Source organism: Amycolatopsis sp. NPDC006125 (assembly GCF_040614195.1).
Lineage (GTDB): Bacteria > Actinomycetota > Actinomycetes > Mycobacteriales > Pseudonocardiaceae > Amycolatopsis_E > Amycolatopsis_E tucumanensis.
In genome coordinates, this window is sequence record NZ_JBEXTZ010000090.1 from 19105 (window position 1) to 33709 (window position 14605).

A 14605-nucleotide genomic window follows, 5' to 3' on the forward strand; every position below is an offset into this window, starting at 1 on the left:
CCCATCTTGACATATCTGGAATGCCGTTCCACGATGGAATGGCATTCCAAAAGGAGGGGACATGAACAACCACGTCACGATCGTGGGCGCGGGGCTGGGCGGTCTCACGCTCGCTCGCGTGCTGCACGTCCACGGCATCCCGGTGACGGTCTACGAAGCGGAGGCGTCCGCGGGTGCTCGCGCCCAAGGCGGGATGCTCGACATCCACGAGCACGACGGCCAGTCCGCCCTCCGCGCGGCGAACCTGTTCGACGAGTTCCGCGGCATCATCCTGGAGGGCCGCGAGGCGACCAGGGTCCTCGCGCCGGACGGTGCGGTCCTGCTCGACCAGCCCGACGACGGCACGGCCGGGCGCCCGGAGGTCCAGCGCGGCGAGCTGCGGCGGATCCTGCTCGACTCGCTCCCGGAAGGCACTGTCCGCTGGGGGCACAAGGTCACCGGCGTCCGCGCCCTCGGCGACGGCCGTCACGAGGTGGCTTTCGCCAACGGAGGCACCGTCGTCACGAGCCTGCTGGTCGGCGCGGACGGCGCGTGGTCACGCGTGCGGCCGCTGGTCTCCGGCGCGGTGCCGCGGTACGTGGGCCGGTCGTTCGTCGAGACCTACCTGTTCGACGCTGACAGCCGGCACCCCGCCGCCGCGCGGGCCGTCGGCGGTGGGGCGCTGATGGCGCTCGTCCCGGGCAAGGGGATCACGGCGCATCGCGAGAGCGGCGGGACGCTGCACACCTACGTGGCGCTCACCAAACCACAGGAGTGGTTCGCGGAGATCGATTTCAGCGATTCCGCCGCCGCCCTCGCGCGGGTCGCGCGAGAGTTCGACGGCTGGGCGCCGGAACTCACCTCACTGATCACCGACAGCGACACCGCGCCGGTCCTGCGCCCGCTCAACGCCCTGCCGATCGGGCACAAGTGGGACCGGGTGCCGGGCGTGACCCTGCTCGGCGACGCGGCCCACCTGTCGGCCCCGTCCGGTGACGGCGCGAACCTCGCCATGTTCGACGGCGCCGAGCTCGGCAAGGCCATCGCCGCCCATCCCGGCGACCCCGAGGCGGCACTGGCGGAATACGAGCAGGCGCTGTTCCCGCGCAGCACGGCGGCGGCTCTCGAAGGCAGCCACACGCACGAAATGCTCTTCGACGAAAACGCGCCGCACAGCGTGATCAGCTTCCTGACAGCCTGAGGCTCAGGGGCGCTTCTTCTGCTGCGCGTCGTACTCGGCGCGGGCCTGCTCGACCTTCTCCAGGTTCGGCGACCACTCCGCGAGGGTGGCGAACAGCGGCGCCAGGCTGCGGCCCAGGTCGCTGATCTCGTACTCCACCCGCGGCGGGACCTCGGCGTGGTAGGTGCGCATCACGAGCCCGTCGCGCTCCAGCTGGCGCAGCCGCTGTGTCAGGACCTTCGGGGTGATCGTCGTGATGCGGCGGGACAGCTCCACGAAACGTTGCCTGCCGTGCTCGTTCAGCGTCCACAGGATCGGCGTGGTCCACCGGCTGAACACGAGGTCGACCACGGGCGCGATCGGGCAGGCCAGCTCGGGACTGACTGTGGTTTCGGTCACCGGACCCACTACTTTCCTCTAGGTACCTACTAGCCCCACGACAGTAGCGTCGCTCCCACACGAAGAGAACGGGAGCGGAAATGTTTGTGGTGACCGGAGCTACCGGCAACGTCGGGCGGCCGCTGGTGCAGGCGCTCGTCAAGACCGGCGAGGCCGTGACGGCGGTGTCGCGCAAGGAAGAACACCTGCCCGGGGTGCGGCACGTGCGGGCGGACCTGACCGAGCCGGAGACGCTCAAGCCCGCGCTCGACGGGGCGTCGACACTGTTCCTGCTCACCTCGCCGGACTTCCTCGCGGCCGGCGGGGACCTCGCCGGCGTCCTGGGAACAGCGAAGGCCGGCGGCGTGCGACGGGTCGTGTTGTTGTCGTCCCAGGGGGTGGCGACCGGGCGGCACGCGCCGGAACTGGAGGACGCGGTCGTCGGCTCCGGCCTGGAGTGGACCCTACTGCGGCCGGGCGGCTTCCACTCCAACGCGTTCGCCTGGGCGGAAACGGTGCGCACCCGGCGGACGGTCGAGGCGCCGTTCGGGGACGTCGCCCTGCCGACCGTCGATCCGGTGGACATCGCCGAGGTGGCCGCCGCGGCGATGCGTGAGGACGGGCACGCCGGCCGGGCCTACACGATCACCGGGCCCGAGCCCGTCACGCCGCGGCAGCAGGCGGCGGCGATCGCCGACGCGCTGGGCGAGCCGGTGCGCTTCGCCGAGCTGAGCCGGGCGGAGGCGCGGACGCGGATGCTGCAGGCCATGCCCGAGCCGGTCGTGGAGTCCACACTGGACATCCTCGGCGCGCCGAAACCGGAGGAGCAGCGGGTCAGCGACGACGTCGAGCGCGTCCTGCGGCGCCCGGCGCGCAGCTTCGCCGAGTGGGCCGGCGCGAACGCGGCGGTGTTCAAGTGATCCTGCACCACCGCGAGACCGGCGACGGCCAGCCGATCGTCTTCCTGCACGGCAACCCCGCCTCGTCCCACCTGTGGCGGCACATCATGCCGGCGGTCGGCCCGGGCCGGAAACTGGCGCCCGACCTGATCGGCATGGGCGAATCCGCGAAACCGGACATCGGCTACACCTTCGACGACCATGCCCGCTACCTCGACGCCTGGTTCGAGCACCTCGGGCTGGACGACGTGGTCCTGGTCGGCCACGACTGGGGCGGCGCGCTCGCCTTCGACTGGGCCGCCCGCCACCCCGGCCGGGTGCGGGGCATCGCGGTCACCGAGACGATCGTGAAACCCATGTCCTGGGACGAGTTCCCGGACGCGGGCGCCGAGATATTCCGGGCGCTCAAAACCCCGGGCGTCGGGGAGAAGATGATGCTGGACGACAACATCTTCCTGGAGTCGATGGCGCTCGGCGCGGAGGACCGCGTGGCCTACCTGCGGCCCTACCCGACGCGCGAGAGCCGCGTGCCGCTGTTGCGGTGGGCGCGGTCGATGCCGCTGGGCGGGGAGCCTGCCGACGTCGTCGCTCGTGTCGAGCACTACGACAAGTGGCTCGCGGCCAGCGCGGACGTGCCGAAGCTGCTCATGACGTTCCGCCCCGGCTTCGACACGATGATGGACGACCGGATGATCGCGTGGTGCGCGGAGAACATCGCGGCTCTCGACATCGTCCACCACGATCTCCCCGCCGGGCACCACACCCCGGAGGACCAGCCCGCGGCGATCGCCGCGACGTTGTCCGCCTGGCTGGACCGGCACGGGCTGCGGTGAAGTCCCGGCCCCGTCGCACGGGGCCGGGACTCCGCGACTCAGAACGGCAGCCGCAGCACCAGGGCGTCCCGCACGGGGGCGTTCGCCCGGACGGCGTCCAGTTCGGACGGTGACAGTGCCTTGCGATAGAGCCGGACGTCGTCCAGCGCGCCGTTCAGTCCCATGCCACCGTCGAGGCGGCGGCCGAGCCAGAACTGGAACGACACCCGCTCCGTCACCGAACCGGCCGCCGAGGGGCCGGCCGCCACCTGCACGCCGTCGACGAACAGCAGCAACTGGCCGCCGGTGCGCTGCAGCGCCACGTGGTGCCACTGCTGGTCGTTGAACGCGCCCGCCGACGTCACCTGCTTGGTGCCCGCAGTGGTGGTCATCGACGCGATCAGCCGGTTCGCCGCCGGCTCGCCGCGCAGCCAGATCTGCGGCGCGGTCGAGCCCATGCCGCCCATCCAGAAGAACACCTGGTTGCTCGTCGACGCGCCGTACCGCACCCAGCCGGTCCACGTGAAGTCACCGTCGCCGACCACCTGCGCGCTGTTGTAGGGCACGCGCACGAAGTCGTCCACGCCGTCCAGCGAAAGCGCGCTGCCGTAGCGGCCTGCCGTGGCCACCGGGCCGCCCACGAGGTAGGCGTCCGACCGTTCGCCGGACACGTCCCGCGTGGTCGGGCCGGCCGAGTTGCGCCAGCCCAGCACGTCCTCGGTGAAGCGGGCGAAGCGGATCTCGTCACGCGCGTCGACCGGGCCGCCCTCGTACATCAGGCCGATCTCGGTGGTGCGCGCGGACCGGTCGCTGATCTGGACCATGTCCGAGTAGCCGGACCACTCGTCGGTCACCCGGGTGCCCTGCTCGGCGTTCTCCCAGCTCCGGCCGCCGTCGTAGGAGGAGCGGATCATCATCCACCGGCGCCGGTCGGTGTCCGACGGCGACGCGAACAGGATCCGGTCCGGCCCCGGCCGGTCCAGCCGCAGCAGCGAGCCCTGCACGATCGGCGTGACCAGGTCGGGGATCGTCCGGAACGGCTGGCTGAACGTCTCCCCGCCGTCGCGGCTGATCGCGTAGTCGCGGTTGCCGATGTCGGTGCCGCCCTGTTCGCGGCCGCCGGCGTAGATCGAGCCGTCGGCCAGTTCGACGACGCTGATCTCCTGGGGCCGCTGCGAGTAGGCGCTCTTCGGCGGGAACGAATAGGTGTCCACCGCGCCGATGTGCCAGGTCTGGCCGTGGTCGTCGCTGTAGACGAGCGCGCCGTGGTTGGCCACCACGTCGGTGCCCTCGGCGGTTTCGGCGTTCACGCCGAACACCAGCCGCCCGCGGTGCGGCCCCTTGGTGAGCTGGATGCCGTGCACCGGGCCGGAGGCGTACCAGGCGTTCCACTCCGGCCTGCTGGCCTGGGCGCTGATGTCCACCGGCGTGGACCAGGTGAGCCCGTCGTCGTCGCTGTACTGCACGTGCGGGGTCCGCGCGCACGGCACCTCGCAGTTCTTGCCGCCGGTGAGACCCGCGTTGTAGGTGGAGATCAGCACGATCCGGCCGGTCTGCTGGTCGACGATCGGGACCGGGTTGCCGTGTGTGTCGCCGTCGCCGGAGTTGATGACCTCCAGCGGCGACCAGGTCCGGCCGCCGTCGGTGGAGCGCTTGAGGACGAGGTCGATGTCACCGGCGTCGCCGCAGTCGTTGACCCGGCCCTCGGCGAACGCGAGGAGGGTGCCGGCGGTGCTCTTGACGATCGCGGGGATGCGGAAGCAGAAGTAGCCCTGCTCCTGCTTGGGGTTGAACAGCGACTGCTGGTCGAATCCCGGTCTGGCGGTGTCGGCGGAGGCGGTGACCCCGCCGCCGAGCAGACTGGCGAACAGCACCGCCACGAGCGGGACCGCGCGCCACGCTGCGAACGATCTCATGTGCCTTCCCTTCGGTCAGTGAATCCGGAGGACTGCGACGCCGCGCGGTGGCAACGTGTGCCGGGCCGAGGGCGCCGAACCGGTGAGCAGGTCGGGGGCCGGTTCTCCCAGGTCCACCGCGACCGCATCCGTGTTGTGGTTGAGCAGGAACAGGAACTGCCGGTCCGCGGCTTCCCGTCGGACCGCCTGGACCCCGGCGGGCAGGCCGGGCAGGACCGGTCGCACGCCCGCTTCCGCGGCTACCCGGTCGGCCAGCTCGCGCATCCCGGCCGGGTCCAGCCGCGTGCCGAGGTACCAGGCGACACCCGCGCCGTAGGCGTGTCGGCTCACCGCGGGGAAACCGGCCAGGTCACCGCCGTCGAAGGTCGCGACAGCCTCCGCGCCGCGCAGCTCCACGGCTTCCGACCACAGGCTGCCGGTCCACTCCGGACTCAGCGGCACCGAGGTGCCCGGCGCCAGCGGCCAGAACTCCTCCACCGCCACCCCGAGCGCCTCCCGCAGCGGGGCCACCGGGTAGCCGCCGAGGTGGGCGCGGTCGCACGAGTCGACGATGCCGGAGAAGAACGACACCACGAGGTGCCCGCCGCCCTCGACGTAGCGGCGCAGGCCCTCGGCGGTGTCCGCATCGAGCAGGTACAGGTTCGGCACCACGACCAGCCGGTACCCGGATAGGCGATCGGGGCGCACCACGTCGCAGGAGATGCCGGCGTCGAAGAACGGCGCGTAGTGCGCCAGGTGCGCGTCGAGCTGCGCCACGTCCGCCGACGGGTGCGCGTCCAGCTCCAGTGCCCACCAGCTGTTCCAATCGTGCAGGAACGCCACGTCCGATCGCACCCGGGTGCCCTCGACGTCGGCCAGTGCCGCGAGGTCCTGCCCGAGCGCCCGCGCCTCGGCGAACACGCGGGTGTCCGCGCCGGCGTGCGGCACCATCGCCGAGTGGAACTTCTCCGCGCCACCCCGGCTCTGCCGCCACTGGAAGAACATCGCGGCATCCGCGCCGCGCGCCACCGCCTGCAGCACGCCCTGCCGCATCACGCCGGGAGCCTTGGCGCCGTTGTGCTTGCGCCAGTTCACCGCGCTCGGCGCGTGCTCCAGCAGCATCCACGGCTGCCCGTTCTTCAGCGACCGCACCACGTCGTACCCGAACGCCGCCTCGACGTGCCCCCGCGGGTCGTAGGGCTCGGGGTAGGAGTCCAGCGACACCACGTCCTCGTGCGGCTCCCACGCGTGCCAGTCCAGCGCCTTCTGCACCAGCCCGACGAAGTTGGTGGTGAGCGGGACGTCCGGCGTGACCCGGCGCAGGACCTCCGCCTCCACCCGGTAGCACGCCAGCGACGCGTCCGAGGAGAACCGCTGGTAGTCCAGCTGCTGGGCGGGGTTGCGGAACGACGGCGCCACCCGCGGCGGCTGGATCTCCGCCCAGTCCGAGTAGCCCTGCGACCAGAACGTCGTCGACCACGCCGCGTTCAGCGCGTCCAGCGTGCCGTACCGCTCGCGCAGCCAGGACCGGAAGTCCTCGGCGGAGGTGTCGCAGTAGCACGCCCGGATGTGGCAGCCGTACTCGTTGCCGACGTGCCAGATCTTCAGCGCCGGGTGGTCGCCGTACCGGTTCGCGAGCTGCTCGACCAGCCGCGCGGCGTGCTCGCGGAACACCGGGCTGGACGGGCAGAACTGCTGCCGCGAACCCGGAGAGAGCCGTGTCCCGTCCTCGCGCACGGGCAGCACCTCGGGGTGGCGGTGGGTCAGCCACGGCGGCGGTGAGGCGGTCATCGTCGCCAGCGCGACCTGGATCCCGGCGGCCGCGAGCTTGTCCATCACCGTGTCGACCCAGCCGAAGTCGTACTCGCCCGGCCGCGGCTCGACCTTCGCCCAGGAGAAGACGCCGAGCGTCACCAGCGTGACCCCGGCCTCGGTCATCAGCTTGACGTCGGTGTCCCAGACGTCCTCGGCCCAGTGCTCCGGGTTGTAGTCCGCGCCGTAGTGGATCACAGCAGACCCGCCTCGGTCAGCGCACCCTTGATGCGCAACAGCTCCTCGTCGTTGAGCGGCAGTTGCGGCGGCGCCATCACCGAGTTGTCGATGAACCCGCGCATCTTCATCGCCGCCTTGAACGCGCCGAGCCCGGCCGAGCCACGGCCCATCCGCTCCGGCGGCGCGGCGTGCGTGATGTCGTACAGCCGCATAAGCCGGTCCTGTTCCCGCCGTGCCGTGGCGAGATCGCCCGCCCGCACGCGGTCCCAGATCGTCACGTACCCGGCGGGGTCCACATTGGCCAGTCCGGGCACCGCGCCGTCCGCGCCCATCTGCAGCGCGAGGTCCACCACCAGCTCGGACCCGGTGAACACGGCGAACTCCGACAGCCCGCGCTCCCGGCGGCCCAGCAGCAGCGCGCCGAACCCGGCCTCGTCGCCGCTGGAGTCTTTCAGCCCGGCCAGCACGCCGTCCTCGGCCAGCCGCAGGACCATCTCCCGGTCCAGCTTCGAGTGCACCGCGACCGGAATGTCGTAGGCGAAGATCGGCAGCGAGGCCTGCGCGTGCAGCAGCCGGAAGTGCTGTTCGATCTCCGCCGTGTGCGTGCGGGTGTAGTAGGGCGCGGTGATGACCAGCGCGTCCGCGCCCGCATCCTCGGCGACGCGGATGTGCTCGGCGACCCGCAGCGTCGTCATGTCGATGCACCCGGCCAGCACCGGGACCCGGCCGCCGACGTGCGCCACCGCCGTCTCGATCACCACCCGGCGCTGCCGGTCCGGCAGGAACGCCACCTCGCTGGACGAGCCCAGCACGAACACCCCGTGCACGCCGGCGTCCAGCTGGACGTCCAGGTGCCGGCGCAGCGAGTCCACGTCGATGGTGAAGTCGTCGCGGAACGGGGTGCACAGCGGGGGGATGATGCCGGTGAATCGAGTCATCGCACGCTCACTTCGAGTTCGGGGTGGATGCAGTGGTAGGTGTGCCCGTCGCCGGCGTCGGCGGACGGGGGCACCGCGCCGGCGCACTCGTCCGTCGCTTTCGGACAGCGGGTGCGGAAGGCGCACCCGCTCGGCGGGCTGACCGCGGACGGCACCGGCCCGGTCAGGACGATCGGTTCGATCGGGTTCAGCAGGCTCGGCGTGGCGGAGAACAGCGCCCGCGTGTACGGGTGCCGTGCGTCGCCGGGGATCGCCGCGGCGGGGGCGTCCTCGACGATGCGGCCCAGGTACATCGTGACGATGCGGTCGCTCATCTTGCGCACGGTCTGGATGTCGTGCGACACGAAGATCATCGCCAGGCCCAGCCGGTCCCGCAGGTCGAGCAGCAGGTTGAGGATCTGCGCGCGCACCGACACGTCCAGCGCCGAGGTCGGCTCGTCGGCGACCAGCAGCGACGGCTCCAGCGCCAGCGCACGCGCGATCGCCACGCGCTGCCGCTGGCCGCCGGACAGCTGCCCGGGCACCGCGTCCGCGACACTGGGCGGCAGGCCGACCAGCTCCATCAGCTCGCGCACCCGCTCGGCCCGCTGCGCCGGGGTGCCGACGCGGTGCACGTCGAGCGGGTCCCGCACGATGCGGGCGATCGACATCCGGCGGTTCAGCGCGGTCGACGGGTCCTGGAAGATCATGCCGATGTCGCGGCCGAACTCGCGCTGGTCGGCCACCGGTTCGCCGCGGTAACGCACGACGCCCCTGGTCGGCTTCTGCAGCCCGACGACCACCTTCGCCAGCGTGGTCTTGCCGCACCCGGACTCGCCGACCACGCCGATCGTCTCGCCGGGCCGCACGGTCAGCGTCGCGTCCGTCAGCGCGTGCACGGAGTCGTGCCCGAACAGCCCGGACGAGCGGATCTTGTGCACCACGTGCACCCGGTCCAGTTCCAGCAGGGTCATGCCGGCGCTCCCTTCACCAGGACCTCCGGTTCCGCCACCGGTTCGGCGGGGTGGTGGCACGCGACGAGGTGGTCCATCCCGGTGCCCTCGACCACCGGCGGGTCGGTGCGGCAGTGCGCTCGCGCCGCCGGGCAGCGGTCGGAAAACCGGCAGCCGGGCGCGAAGTCCGCCGGGGCCGGGACGACGCCCTTGATCTGGGTGAGCCGGGCGTCGTTCTCCTCCAGCGACAACACCGCGCTGAGCAGGCCGCGCGTGTAGTGGTGCCGCGGCGCGCCGACGACCTGCGCGGTCGTGCCCGCCTCGGCGACCTGCCCGCCGTACATCACGACGACGCGATCGGCCACATCGGACACCAGCGCCAGGTCGTGCGACACCAGCACCAGTGCGAAGCCCAGCTCCTCCTGCAGGCGCAGCAGCAGCGAGATGACCTGTGCCTGCACGGTCACGTCCAGCGCGGTGGTCGGCTCGTCGGCCACGATCAGCTTGGGGCTGCGGGACAACGCCATCGCGATCAGCACCCGCTGCCGCTGTCCGCCGGACAGCTCGTGCGGGTAGGCGCGCAGCGTGCGGTCCGGGTCGAGGTTGACCAGCTCCACCAGCTCGCGCGGGGTGCGGGTACCGCCGCGGCGCGTGAACTGCTTGAGCTGCGCCTGGATCGTCATCGCCGGGTTCAGCGAGCTGAGCGCGTCCTGGTAGATCATCGCGATGTCGTGCCCGAGGTGCCGGCGCCGCGCGGACGGTTTCATCGTGAGCAGGTCCTCGCCGTCGAAGCGGATCCGGCCGGACAGCCGCGCGGTCCGCGGCTGCAGCCCGACGATCGACAGCGCAGTCAGCGACTTGCCGCAGCCCGATTCACCGATCAGGCCGAGCACCTCGCCCGAGCGCACGGTGAACGAGACGTCGTCGACGACGTTGACGCCGTTGTGCCGCTCCGGGAACGCGATCGTCAGCCCCTCGACGGAGAGCAGGGTGTCGCGCCCGGTCAGCGCGCGGGCGCGGCGGGACAACCGTTCGCCCACCTCGCGCAGACCGCGGATCGGCAGCACCGGCGCGACGTTCTCGGCCGCCTCCTCGGCGACGACCGCCTTGGCTACCTCCGCCGCCTTCGCGGTGCGGGACGACGGCGCCGCCCAGGCGTCGGAAATCCCTTCGGACAGCACGTTCAGCGCCAGCACCGTGAACAGGATCATCAGGCCCGGGAACAACGTGGCCCACCAGCCGCCGTTGAGCACCATGTCCTTGCCGTCGGCGAGCACCGAGCCCCACGACGGGTCGGGCGGCTGGATGCCGGCGCCGATGAACGACAGCGACGCCTCGAACACGATCGCGTCGGCCACCATCACCGTGCAGAACACCAGGATCGGCGCAGCGCAGTTCACCGCGACGTGCTTGACCAGGATGAAGAACCGGCGCGCGCCGATGATGTGCTCGGCCGCGACGTAGTCCTCGCTGTACTGCGCCAGCACGTTCGCCCGCACCACGCGCGCCACCGGCGGCACGTTGACGAACGCGATCGCCAGGATCAGCACCCCGATGCCGCGGCCGAACACGGCGACGAGCACGGCCGCGAGCGCGATGCCGGGGAAGGCCATCAGCACGTCGAGCACGCGCATGACCACCGAATCCACGCCGCGCCGGGAGGTGGCCGCGAGCGCCCCGATCAGCGCGCCGCAGACCAGCGCCAGCGCGGCGGCGCCGAGCCCGATCGCGAGCGACCAGCGGGCGCCGTGCACCACGCGGGAGAGGATGTCGCGGCCGGACTGGTCGGTGCCGAACCAGTGCGCGGCGTTCGGCCCGGTGACCTCGGTGCCCAGCGCGTAGGGGTCCTTGACCAGCAGCGGGCCGATGAGCGCCACCAGCGCGAGCACGGCCAGCACCCCGATCGAGATCCACGACGCGGTGTTGAACCGGCGGAACCGGATGCCGGGCCGGGACAGGCGCTGCGTGAGCCCGGGCCGGTACAGCTGCCGCATCACGACCGGCTCCGCAGGCGCGGATTCACGATCAGGTACAGCACGTCGACGATCAGGTTGACCAGGACGAACCCGACCGCGATGGTGATCACGAAGCCCTGGACCTTCGCGGTGTCGCCGTCCTTGACGGCCTGGATCATGTTCTGTCCCATCCCGGGCAGCGCGAACATCGTCTCGGTCACGACGGCGCCGCCCAGCAGGTAGCCGACCCGCAGGCCGAGCACGGTGAGGGGGTTGATCAGCGCGTTGCGCAGCACGTTGCGGCCGACGACCACCACCGGCGGCAGCCCGCCGCCGCGTGCGGTGCGGACGTAGTCCTTGTCCAGCTCCTCGACCATCGAGGTGCGGATGATGCGCGTCAGCTGCGCGGCGACCGGCAGCGCGAGCGAGATCGCGGGCAGCGCCAGCGAGTTGAGCCAGCCGCCGAACGAGTCGGCCGGGCTGACGTACCCGCTGGTGGGGAACAGGCCCTCGCCCACCGCGAGCCACTGGACGAGCAGCACCGCGATCCAGAACGCGGGTGCGGCGACGCCGGCCAGCGTGACGATCCGGATCAGCTGGTCCGGCCAGCGGTCGCGGAACAGCGCCGAGGTCACGCCGAGCACGAGCCCGGCGACGATCGCGATCAGCAGGCCCAGCAGGGTGAGCTGCACGGTCAGCGGCAGCGCGGTGGCGATGACCTGCCCGACCGGCTCCTTCGTGATCACGCTGGTGCCGAAGTCGCCCTGCAGCAGGTGCCACACGAAGTGCACGTACTGCAGCGGGAGCGGGTCGAGCAGGCCGTTCTCCTGCCGGAACTGCTGGAGCTGCTCCGGCGTGGGGTTGGCGTCGCCGAGCGCGGCCACCGCCGTGTCCACGGGGGAGAACTGCATGACGATGAAGACGAACAGGACCACCCCGAGCACCAGCGGGATCAGGGCGAGGATGCGGGCGAGCAGCATCCGCACGACGACGGCCATGGCAGCGCCCCTCAGACCGGCTTGGCCTGGTTGAGGTAGATGCCCGGGTAGCCCTGCGCCCGCACGCCGGTGATCTTCTGCGCGTTCCACGCGGTGCCGAGCTGGGTGAACACCACGGGGTAGATGACCGCGTGCTCGGAGATCAGGTCCAGCAGCTGCTTGGTGAGCTGCGCGCGGCGCGTCTCGTCGGTCTCCGCGGCGGCCTGGTTCTGCAGGTCCAGCAGGGCCTGCGACTCCGGGCCGGTCCACCGGGCGTAGGTGGTCATCAGCACCGACGTCTTGTCGTAGTAGTAGCGGGTCAGCAGGTCCGGGTCGTTGCCGAACTGCAGCGGGTTGTTGGTGGTGGCGACGACCTCGAAGTCCTTGCCGCTGTCCAGTTTCGAGAACAGCGCCTTGGTGTCCTGCGAGTCCAGCGTGGTGGTCACGCCGATCGCGTCCCAGCCCTCCTTGATGACCTTCACGCAGTCCGAGACGAGCGAGGTGTTGGTGGTGGACAGGGTGATCGCCAGGTTGGTGACGCCGGCCTGCTGGAGCAGTTGCCTGGCCTTGTCCGGGTTGTAGGCGAAGTCGTTGGCGGCCGGCTGGGACGCGGGCAGCTTCGGGTTGATGAACGAGGTCGCCGCCGTGCCCGCGCCCTGCAGGCCGATCTGGATCATCTTCTGCTTGTCGATGGCGTAGTGCAGGGCCTGCCGCACGAGCTTGTTGTCGAACGGCGCGTGCGCGGTGTTGAACATCAGGAACAGGTTGTTGCCGCCGTCGGCGAACTCGACGCTGCGGCCGGACTTGCGCAGCTGCTCGGCGTTGGCCGCCGGGATGTTCTCCACGATCTGCGCCTCCGGGTTGGCGCCGGAGATGGCCGCGACGCGCGGCGCGGCGTCCACGATCGACTTCCACAGCATGGACTGGTAGGCCGCCGGGCGCGGGCCGTTGTACTCGGCGAACTTCTCGAAGCGGGTGTAGGACAGCGGGGCCTGCTCGACGACCTTGTACGGGCCGGAGCCGACGACCTTGCCGCCCGCGGCGTCCTTCCACTTGCCCTCGAAGACGTGCTTGGGGCAGATCTTGGCGGTCTGGATTCGCTTGAGGGCGTACGGGAACGGGTGCTTGAGCACGAACTCGACGGAGTTCTCGCCGGTCTTGCGCACTTCGGCGAGCCAGTCCGCGAAGAAGCTGTGGACCAGCACCTTTTCGTTGGGGTCGAGCACGCGGGCGTAGGTGAAGACGACGTCGTCGGCGGTCACCGGGGTGCCGTCGTGCCACTTGGCGCCGTCGCGCAGCTCGAACTTCAGGCTGGTGCCGGTGAGGTCGGCCGGGAGCGCCTTGGCCAGGCCGGGGAACGGGTCGCGGGTGATCGGGTCGCCCTCGACCAGCGATTCGTAGCAGTGCAGGTTGGCGGCCATCGAGAAGGCGGATGCCGTCTGCAGCGGGTCCCAGGTCTGGTTGTTGCCGTAGCCGATGACCGCGGTGAGCGTGCCGGTGGAGCTGCCCGTGGTGTTGGTGGATGCCGGTCCGCCACAGGCCCCCAGGGTGACCGAGAAGGCCGCGGCCGTGCCGGCGAGTCCGGTGTACCGCAGGAAATCGCGGCGGCTGAGGCCGGACAGGCTGTGCGACATGACGTCTCCTGACTTGTGCGTCGTTGATCAGGCCGGAGCATGGAAGTAGGACGTAGGACGTCCTGCGACCGGGTGACTGTAAACAGCGGCGCGTCCCGTGGTCAAGGGGTCTGACGTAGGATGTCCGGAAATCCGGCGGTCAGCAGGCGGGGAGTTGGATGTGGCACGCCCTCAGCTCGGCGACGAGATCAGCAAACGGATCATCGACCTGATCATCGAGCGGGACCTCCCGCCGGGGTCGCCGATGCCGACCGAGCTGGACCTGATGGCCGACATCGGGGTGAGCCGCAATTCGATCCGCGAGGCGATCCGGGCGCTGCGGGCGCTGGGGATCGTCGAGGTGCGGCACGGGTACGGCACGTTCGTCGGCTCGGCCGGTTCGGAGGCGCTGCGGACGTGGCTGCTGTTCCGCACCCGGACGCCCGGGGCGGGGACGACGGGCCGGTTGCGGGACCTGCTCGAGGTGCGGGAGATGCTGGAGACCGAGCTGACGCGCCGGGTGGCGCGGCGGCACCGGCCGGAGCTGATCGCGGCGCTGGAGTCGTGCGTGGCGCGGATGCGCAAGGGCCCGGACAGCGCGGCCGCCGACCGCGAGTTCCACGACCTGATCTGCGCCGAGGCCGGCTTCGACCTGGCCCGCGAGCTGACGCGCCTGTTCTGGGACGTGTACCGCGCGGCGGAGGCCGAGCTGGGCGGCCCGGCCGGCTCGGCGAGCTCCACGGCGAAGCGTCACCAGGCGATCGTGGATGCCTTGGTGGCGGGGGATGCCGATGCCGCTGAGGAGGCCGTGCACCGGCACTTCGACGAGGTGCGAAAGCGCGCGAAGGCCGGCAAGTACGGGGGATTCGGGGTGGCGGCGCCGGTTGATTAGAGGGCGCTACGCGGGTTTCTGCGCTGCGCGCGGCTGGAAGCGCCGGCTTCGCTTCGCTACGCCCGGATAGCCCCTTCCGAACCCGATCTTGAATTGTTCGGTTGCCGAGACACCGCGTCAAGGCGGGAAAGCGTGCCTTGACCCGGTGGCTCGGCAACCGATT

The 14605-nt window shown here is 71.2% G+C and carries 12 protein-coding genes; 4 read left to right on the forward strand and 8 right to left on the reverse strand.

Annotation, left to right across the window (positions count from 1 at the left end; translation table 11 throughout):
• Positions 1 to 61 precede the first annotated feature (61 nt).
• Complete coding sequence (locus ABZ193_RS33675; protein ID WP_354712717.1) at positions 62 to 1180, forward strand: NAD(P)/FAD-dependent oxidoreductase; 1119 nt, start codon at positions 62 to 64, stop codon at positions 1178 to 1180.
• 3 nt (positions 1181 to 1183) lie between these two features.
• On the opposite strand, the gene ABZ193_RS33680 is transcribed toward ABZ193_RS33675, so the two are convergent.
• The gene (locus ABZ193_RS33680) at positions 1184 to 1558 is read right to left on the reverse strand and encodes a helix-turn-helix domain-containing protein (RefSeq protein ID WP_354712718.1); all 375 of its coding nucleotides are present in this window, start codon (positions 1556 to 1558) and stop codon (positions 1184 to 1186) included.
• Positions 1559 to 1638: 80 nt separating this feature from the next.
• Here ABZ193_RS33680 and ABZ193_RS33685 point away from each other — a divergent pair, with 80 nt between their 5' ends.
• Positions 1639 to 2457, forward strand: coding sequence for an NAD(P)H-binding protein (locus ABZ193_RS33685; RefSeq protein ID WP_237335934.1), 819 nt, complete (start codon positions 1639 to 1641; stop codon positions 2455 to 2457).
• A complete protein-coding gene (locus ABZ193_RS33690) occupies positions 2454 to 3269 on the forward strand; it encodes a haloalkane dehalogenase (RefSeq protein ID WP_237335933.1) in 816 nt (271 codons plus the stop codon). Before ABZ193_RS33685 ends, ABZ193_RS33690 begins: the two co-directional genes overlap by 4 nt.
• A gap of 38 nt (positions 3270 to 3307) precedes the next feature.
• On the opposite strand, the gene ABZ193_RS33695 is transcribed toward ABZ193_RS33690, so the two are convergent.
• The 7 genes from ABZ193_RS33695 to ABZ193_RS33725 are packed head-to-tail and all read right to left on the reverse strand — an operon-like array spanning position 3308 to position 13571.
• Entirely contained in the window at positions 3308 to 5164 is a 1857-nt protein-coding gene (locus ABZ193_RS33695) for a sialidase family protein (protein ID WP_354712719.1), read from the reverse strand.
• A gap of 15 nt (positions 5165 to 5179) precedes the next feature.
• Complete coding sequence (locus ABZ193_RS33700; protein ID WP_354712720.1) at positions 5180 to 7153, reverse strand: beta-galactosidase; 1974 nt, start codon at positions 7151 to 7153, stop codon at positions 5180 to 5182.
• Entirely contained in the window at positions 7150 to 8073 is a 924-nt protein-coding gene (locus ABZ193_RS33705) for a dihydrodipicolinate synthase family protein (protein WP_020421226.1), read from the reverse strand. Before ABZ193_RS33705 ends, ABZ193_RS33700 begins: the two co-directional genes overlap by 4 nt.
• The gene (locus ABZ193_RS33710; protein WP_237335929.1) at positions 8070 to 9026 is read right to left on the reverse strand and encodes an ABC transporter ATP-binding protein; all 957 of its coding nucleotides are present in this window, start codon (positions 9024 to 9026) and stop codon (positions 8070 to 8072) included. The genes ABZ193_RS33705 and ABZ193_RS33710 overlap by 4 nt, the downstream gene beginning before the upstream one ends.
• Positions 9023 to 10999, reverse strand: coding sequence for a dipeptide/oligopeptide/nickel ABC transporter permease/ATP-binding protein (locus ABZ193_RS33715; RefSeq protein ID WP_354712722.1), 1977 nt, complete (start codon positions 10997 to 10999; stop codon positions 9023 to 9025). The genes ABZ193_RS33710 and ABZ193_RS33715 overlap by 4 nt, the downstream gene beginning before the upstream one ends.
• Positions 10999 to 11958: an ABC transporter permease gene (locus ABZ193_RS33720; RefSeq protein WP_354712721.1), complete on the reverse strand. Its 960-nt coding sequence runs from the start codon at positions 11956 to 11958 to the stop codon at positions 10999 to 11001. The genes ABZ193_RS33715 and ABZ193_RS33720 overlap by 1 nt, the downstream gene beginning before the upstream one ends.
• Before the next feature lie 11 nt (positions 11959 to 11969).
• Positions 11970 to 13571: an ABC transporter substrate-binding protein gene (locus ABZ193_RS33725; protein ID WP_020421222.1), complete on the reverse strand. Its 1602-nt coding sequence runs from the start codon at positions 13569 to 13571 to the stop codon at positions 11970 to 11972.
• Positions 13572 to 13731: 160 nt separating this feature from the next.
• On the opposite strand from ABZ193_RS33725, the gene ABZ193_RS33730 reads away from it, so the two are divergent.
• Positions 13732 to 14442, forward strand: a complete 711-nt coding sequence (locus ABZ193_RS33730; RefSeq protein ID WP_020421221.1) for an FCD domain-containing protein — start codon at positions 13732 to 13734, stop codon at positions 14440 to 14442.
• Positions 14443 to 14605 lie beyond the last annotated feature (163 nt).

Bases quoted from the DNA above. Each gene is read 5' to 3' on its own strand.
- ABZ193_RS33715 (WP_354712722.1), bottom strand. From the start codon at position 10,999: ATGCGGCAGCTGTACCGGCCCGGGCTCACGCAGCGCCTGTCCCGGCCC.
- ABZ193_RS33685 (WP_237335934.1), top strand. From the start codon at position 1,639: ATGTTTGTGGTGACCGGAGCTACCGGCAACGTCGGGCGGCCGCTGGTG.
- ABZ193_RS33710 (WP_237335929.1), bottom strand. From the start codon at position 9,026: ATGACCCTGCTGGAACTGGACCGGGTGCACGTGGTGCACAAGATCCGC.
- ABZ193_RS33720 (WP_354712721.1), bottom strand. From the start codon at position 11,958: ATGGCCGTCGTCGTGCGGATGCTGCTCGCCCGCATCCTCGCCCTGATC.
- ABZ193_RS33705 (WP_020421226.1), bottom strand. From the start codon at position 8,073: ATGACTCGATTCACCGGCATCATCCCCCCGCTGTGCACCCCGTTCCGC.
- ABZ193_RS33675 (WP_354712717.1), top strand. From the start codon at position 62: ATGAACAACCACGTCACGATCGTGGGCGCGGGGCTGGGCGGTCTCACG.
- ABZ193_RS33725 (WP_020421222.1), bottom strand. From the start codon at position 13,571: ATGTCGCACAGCCTGTCCGGCCTCAGCCGCCGCGATTTCCTGCGGTAC.
- ABZ193_RS33695 (WP_354712719.1), bottom strand. From the start codon at position 5,164: ATGAGATCGTTCGCAGCGTGGCGCGCGGTCCCGCTCGTGGCGGTGCTG.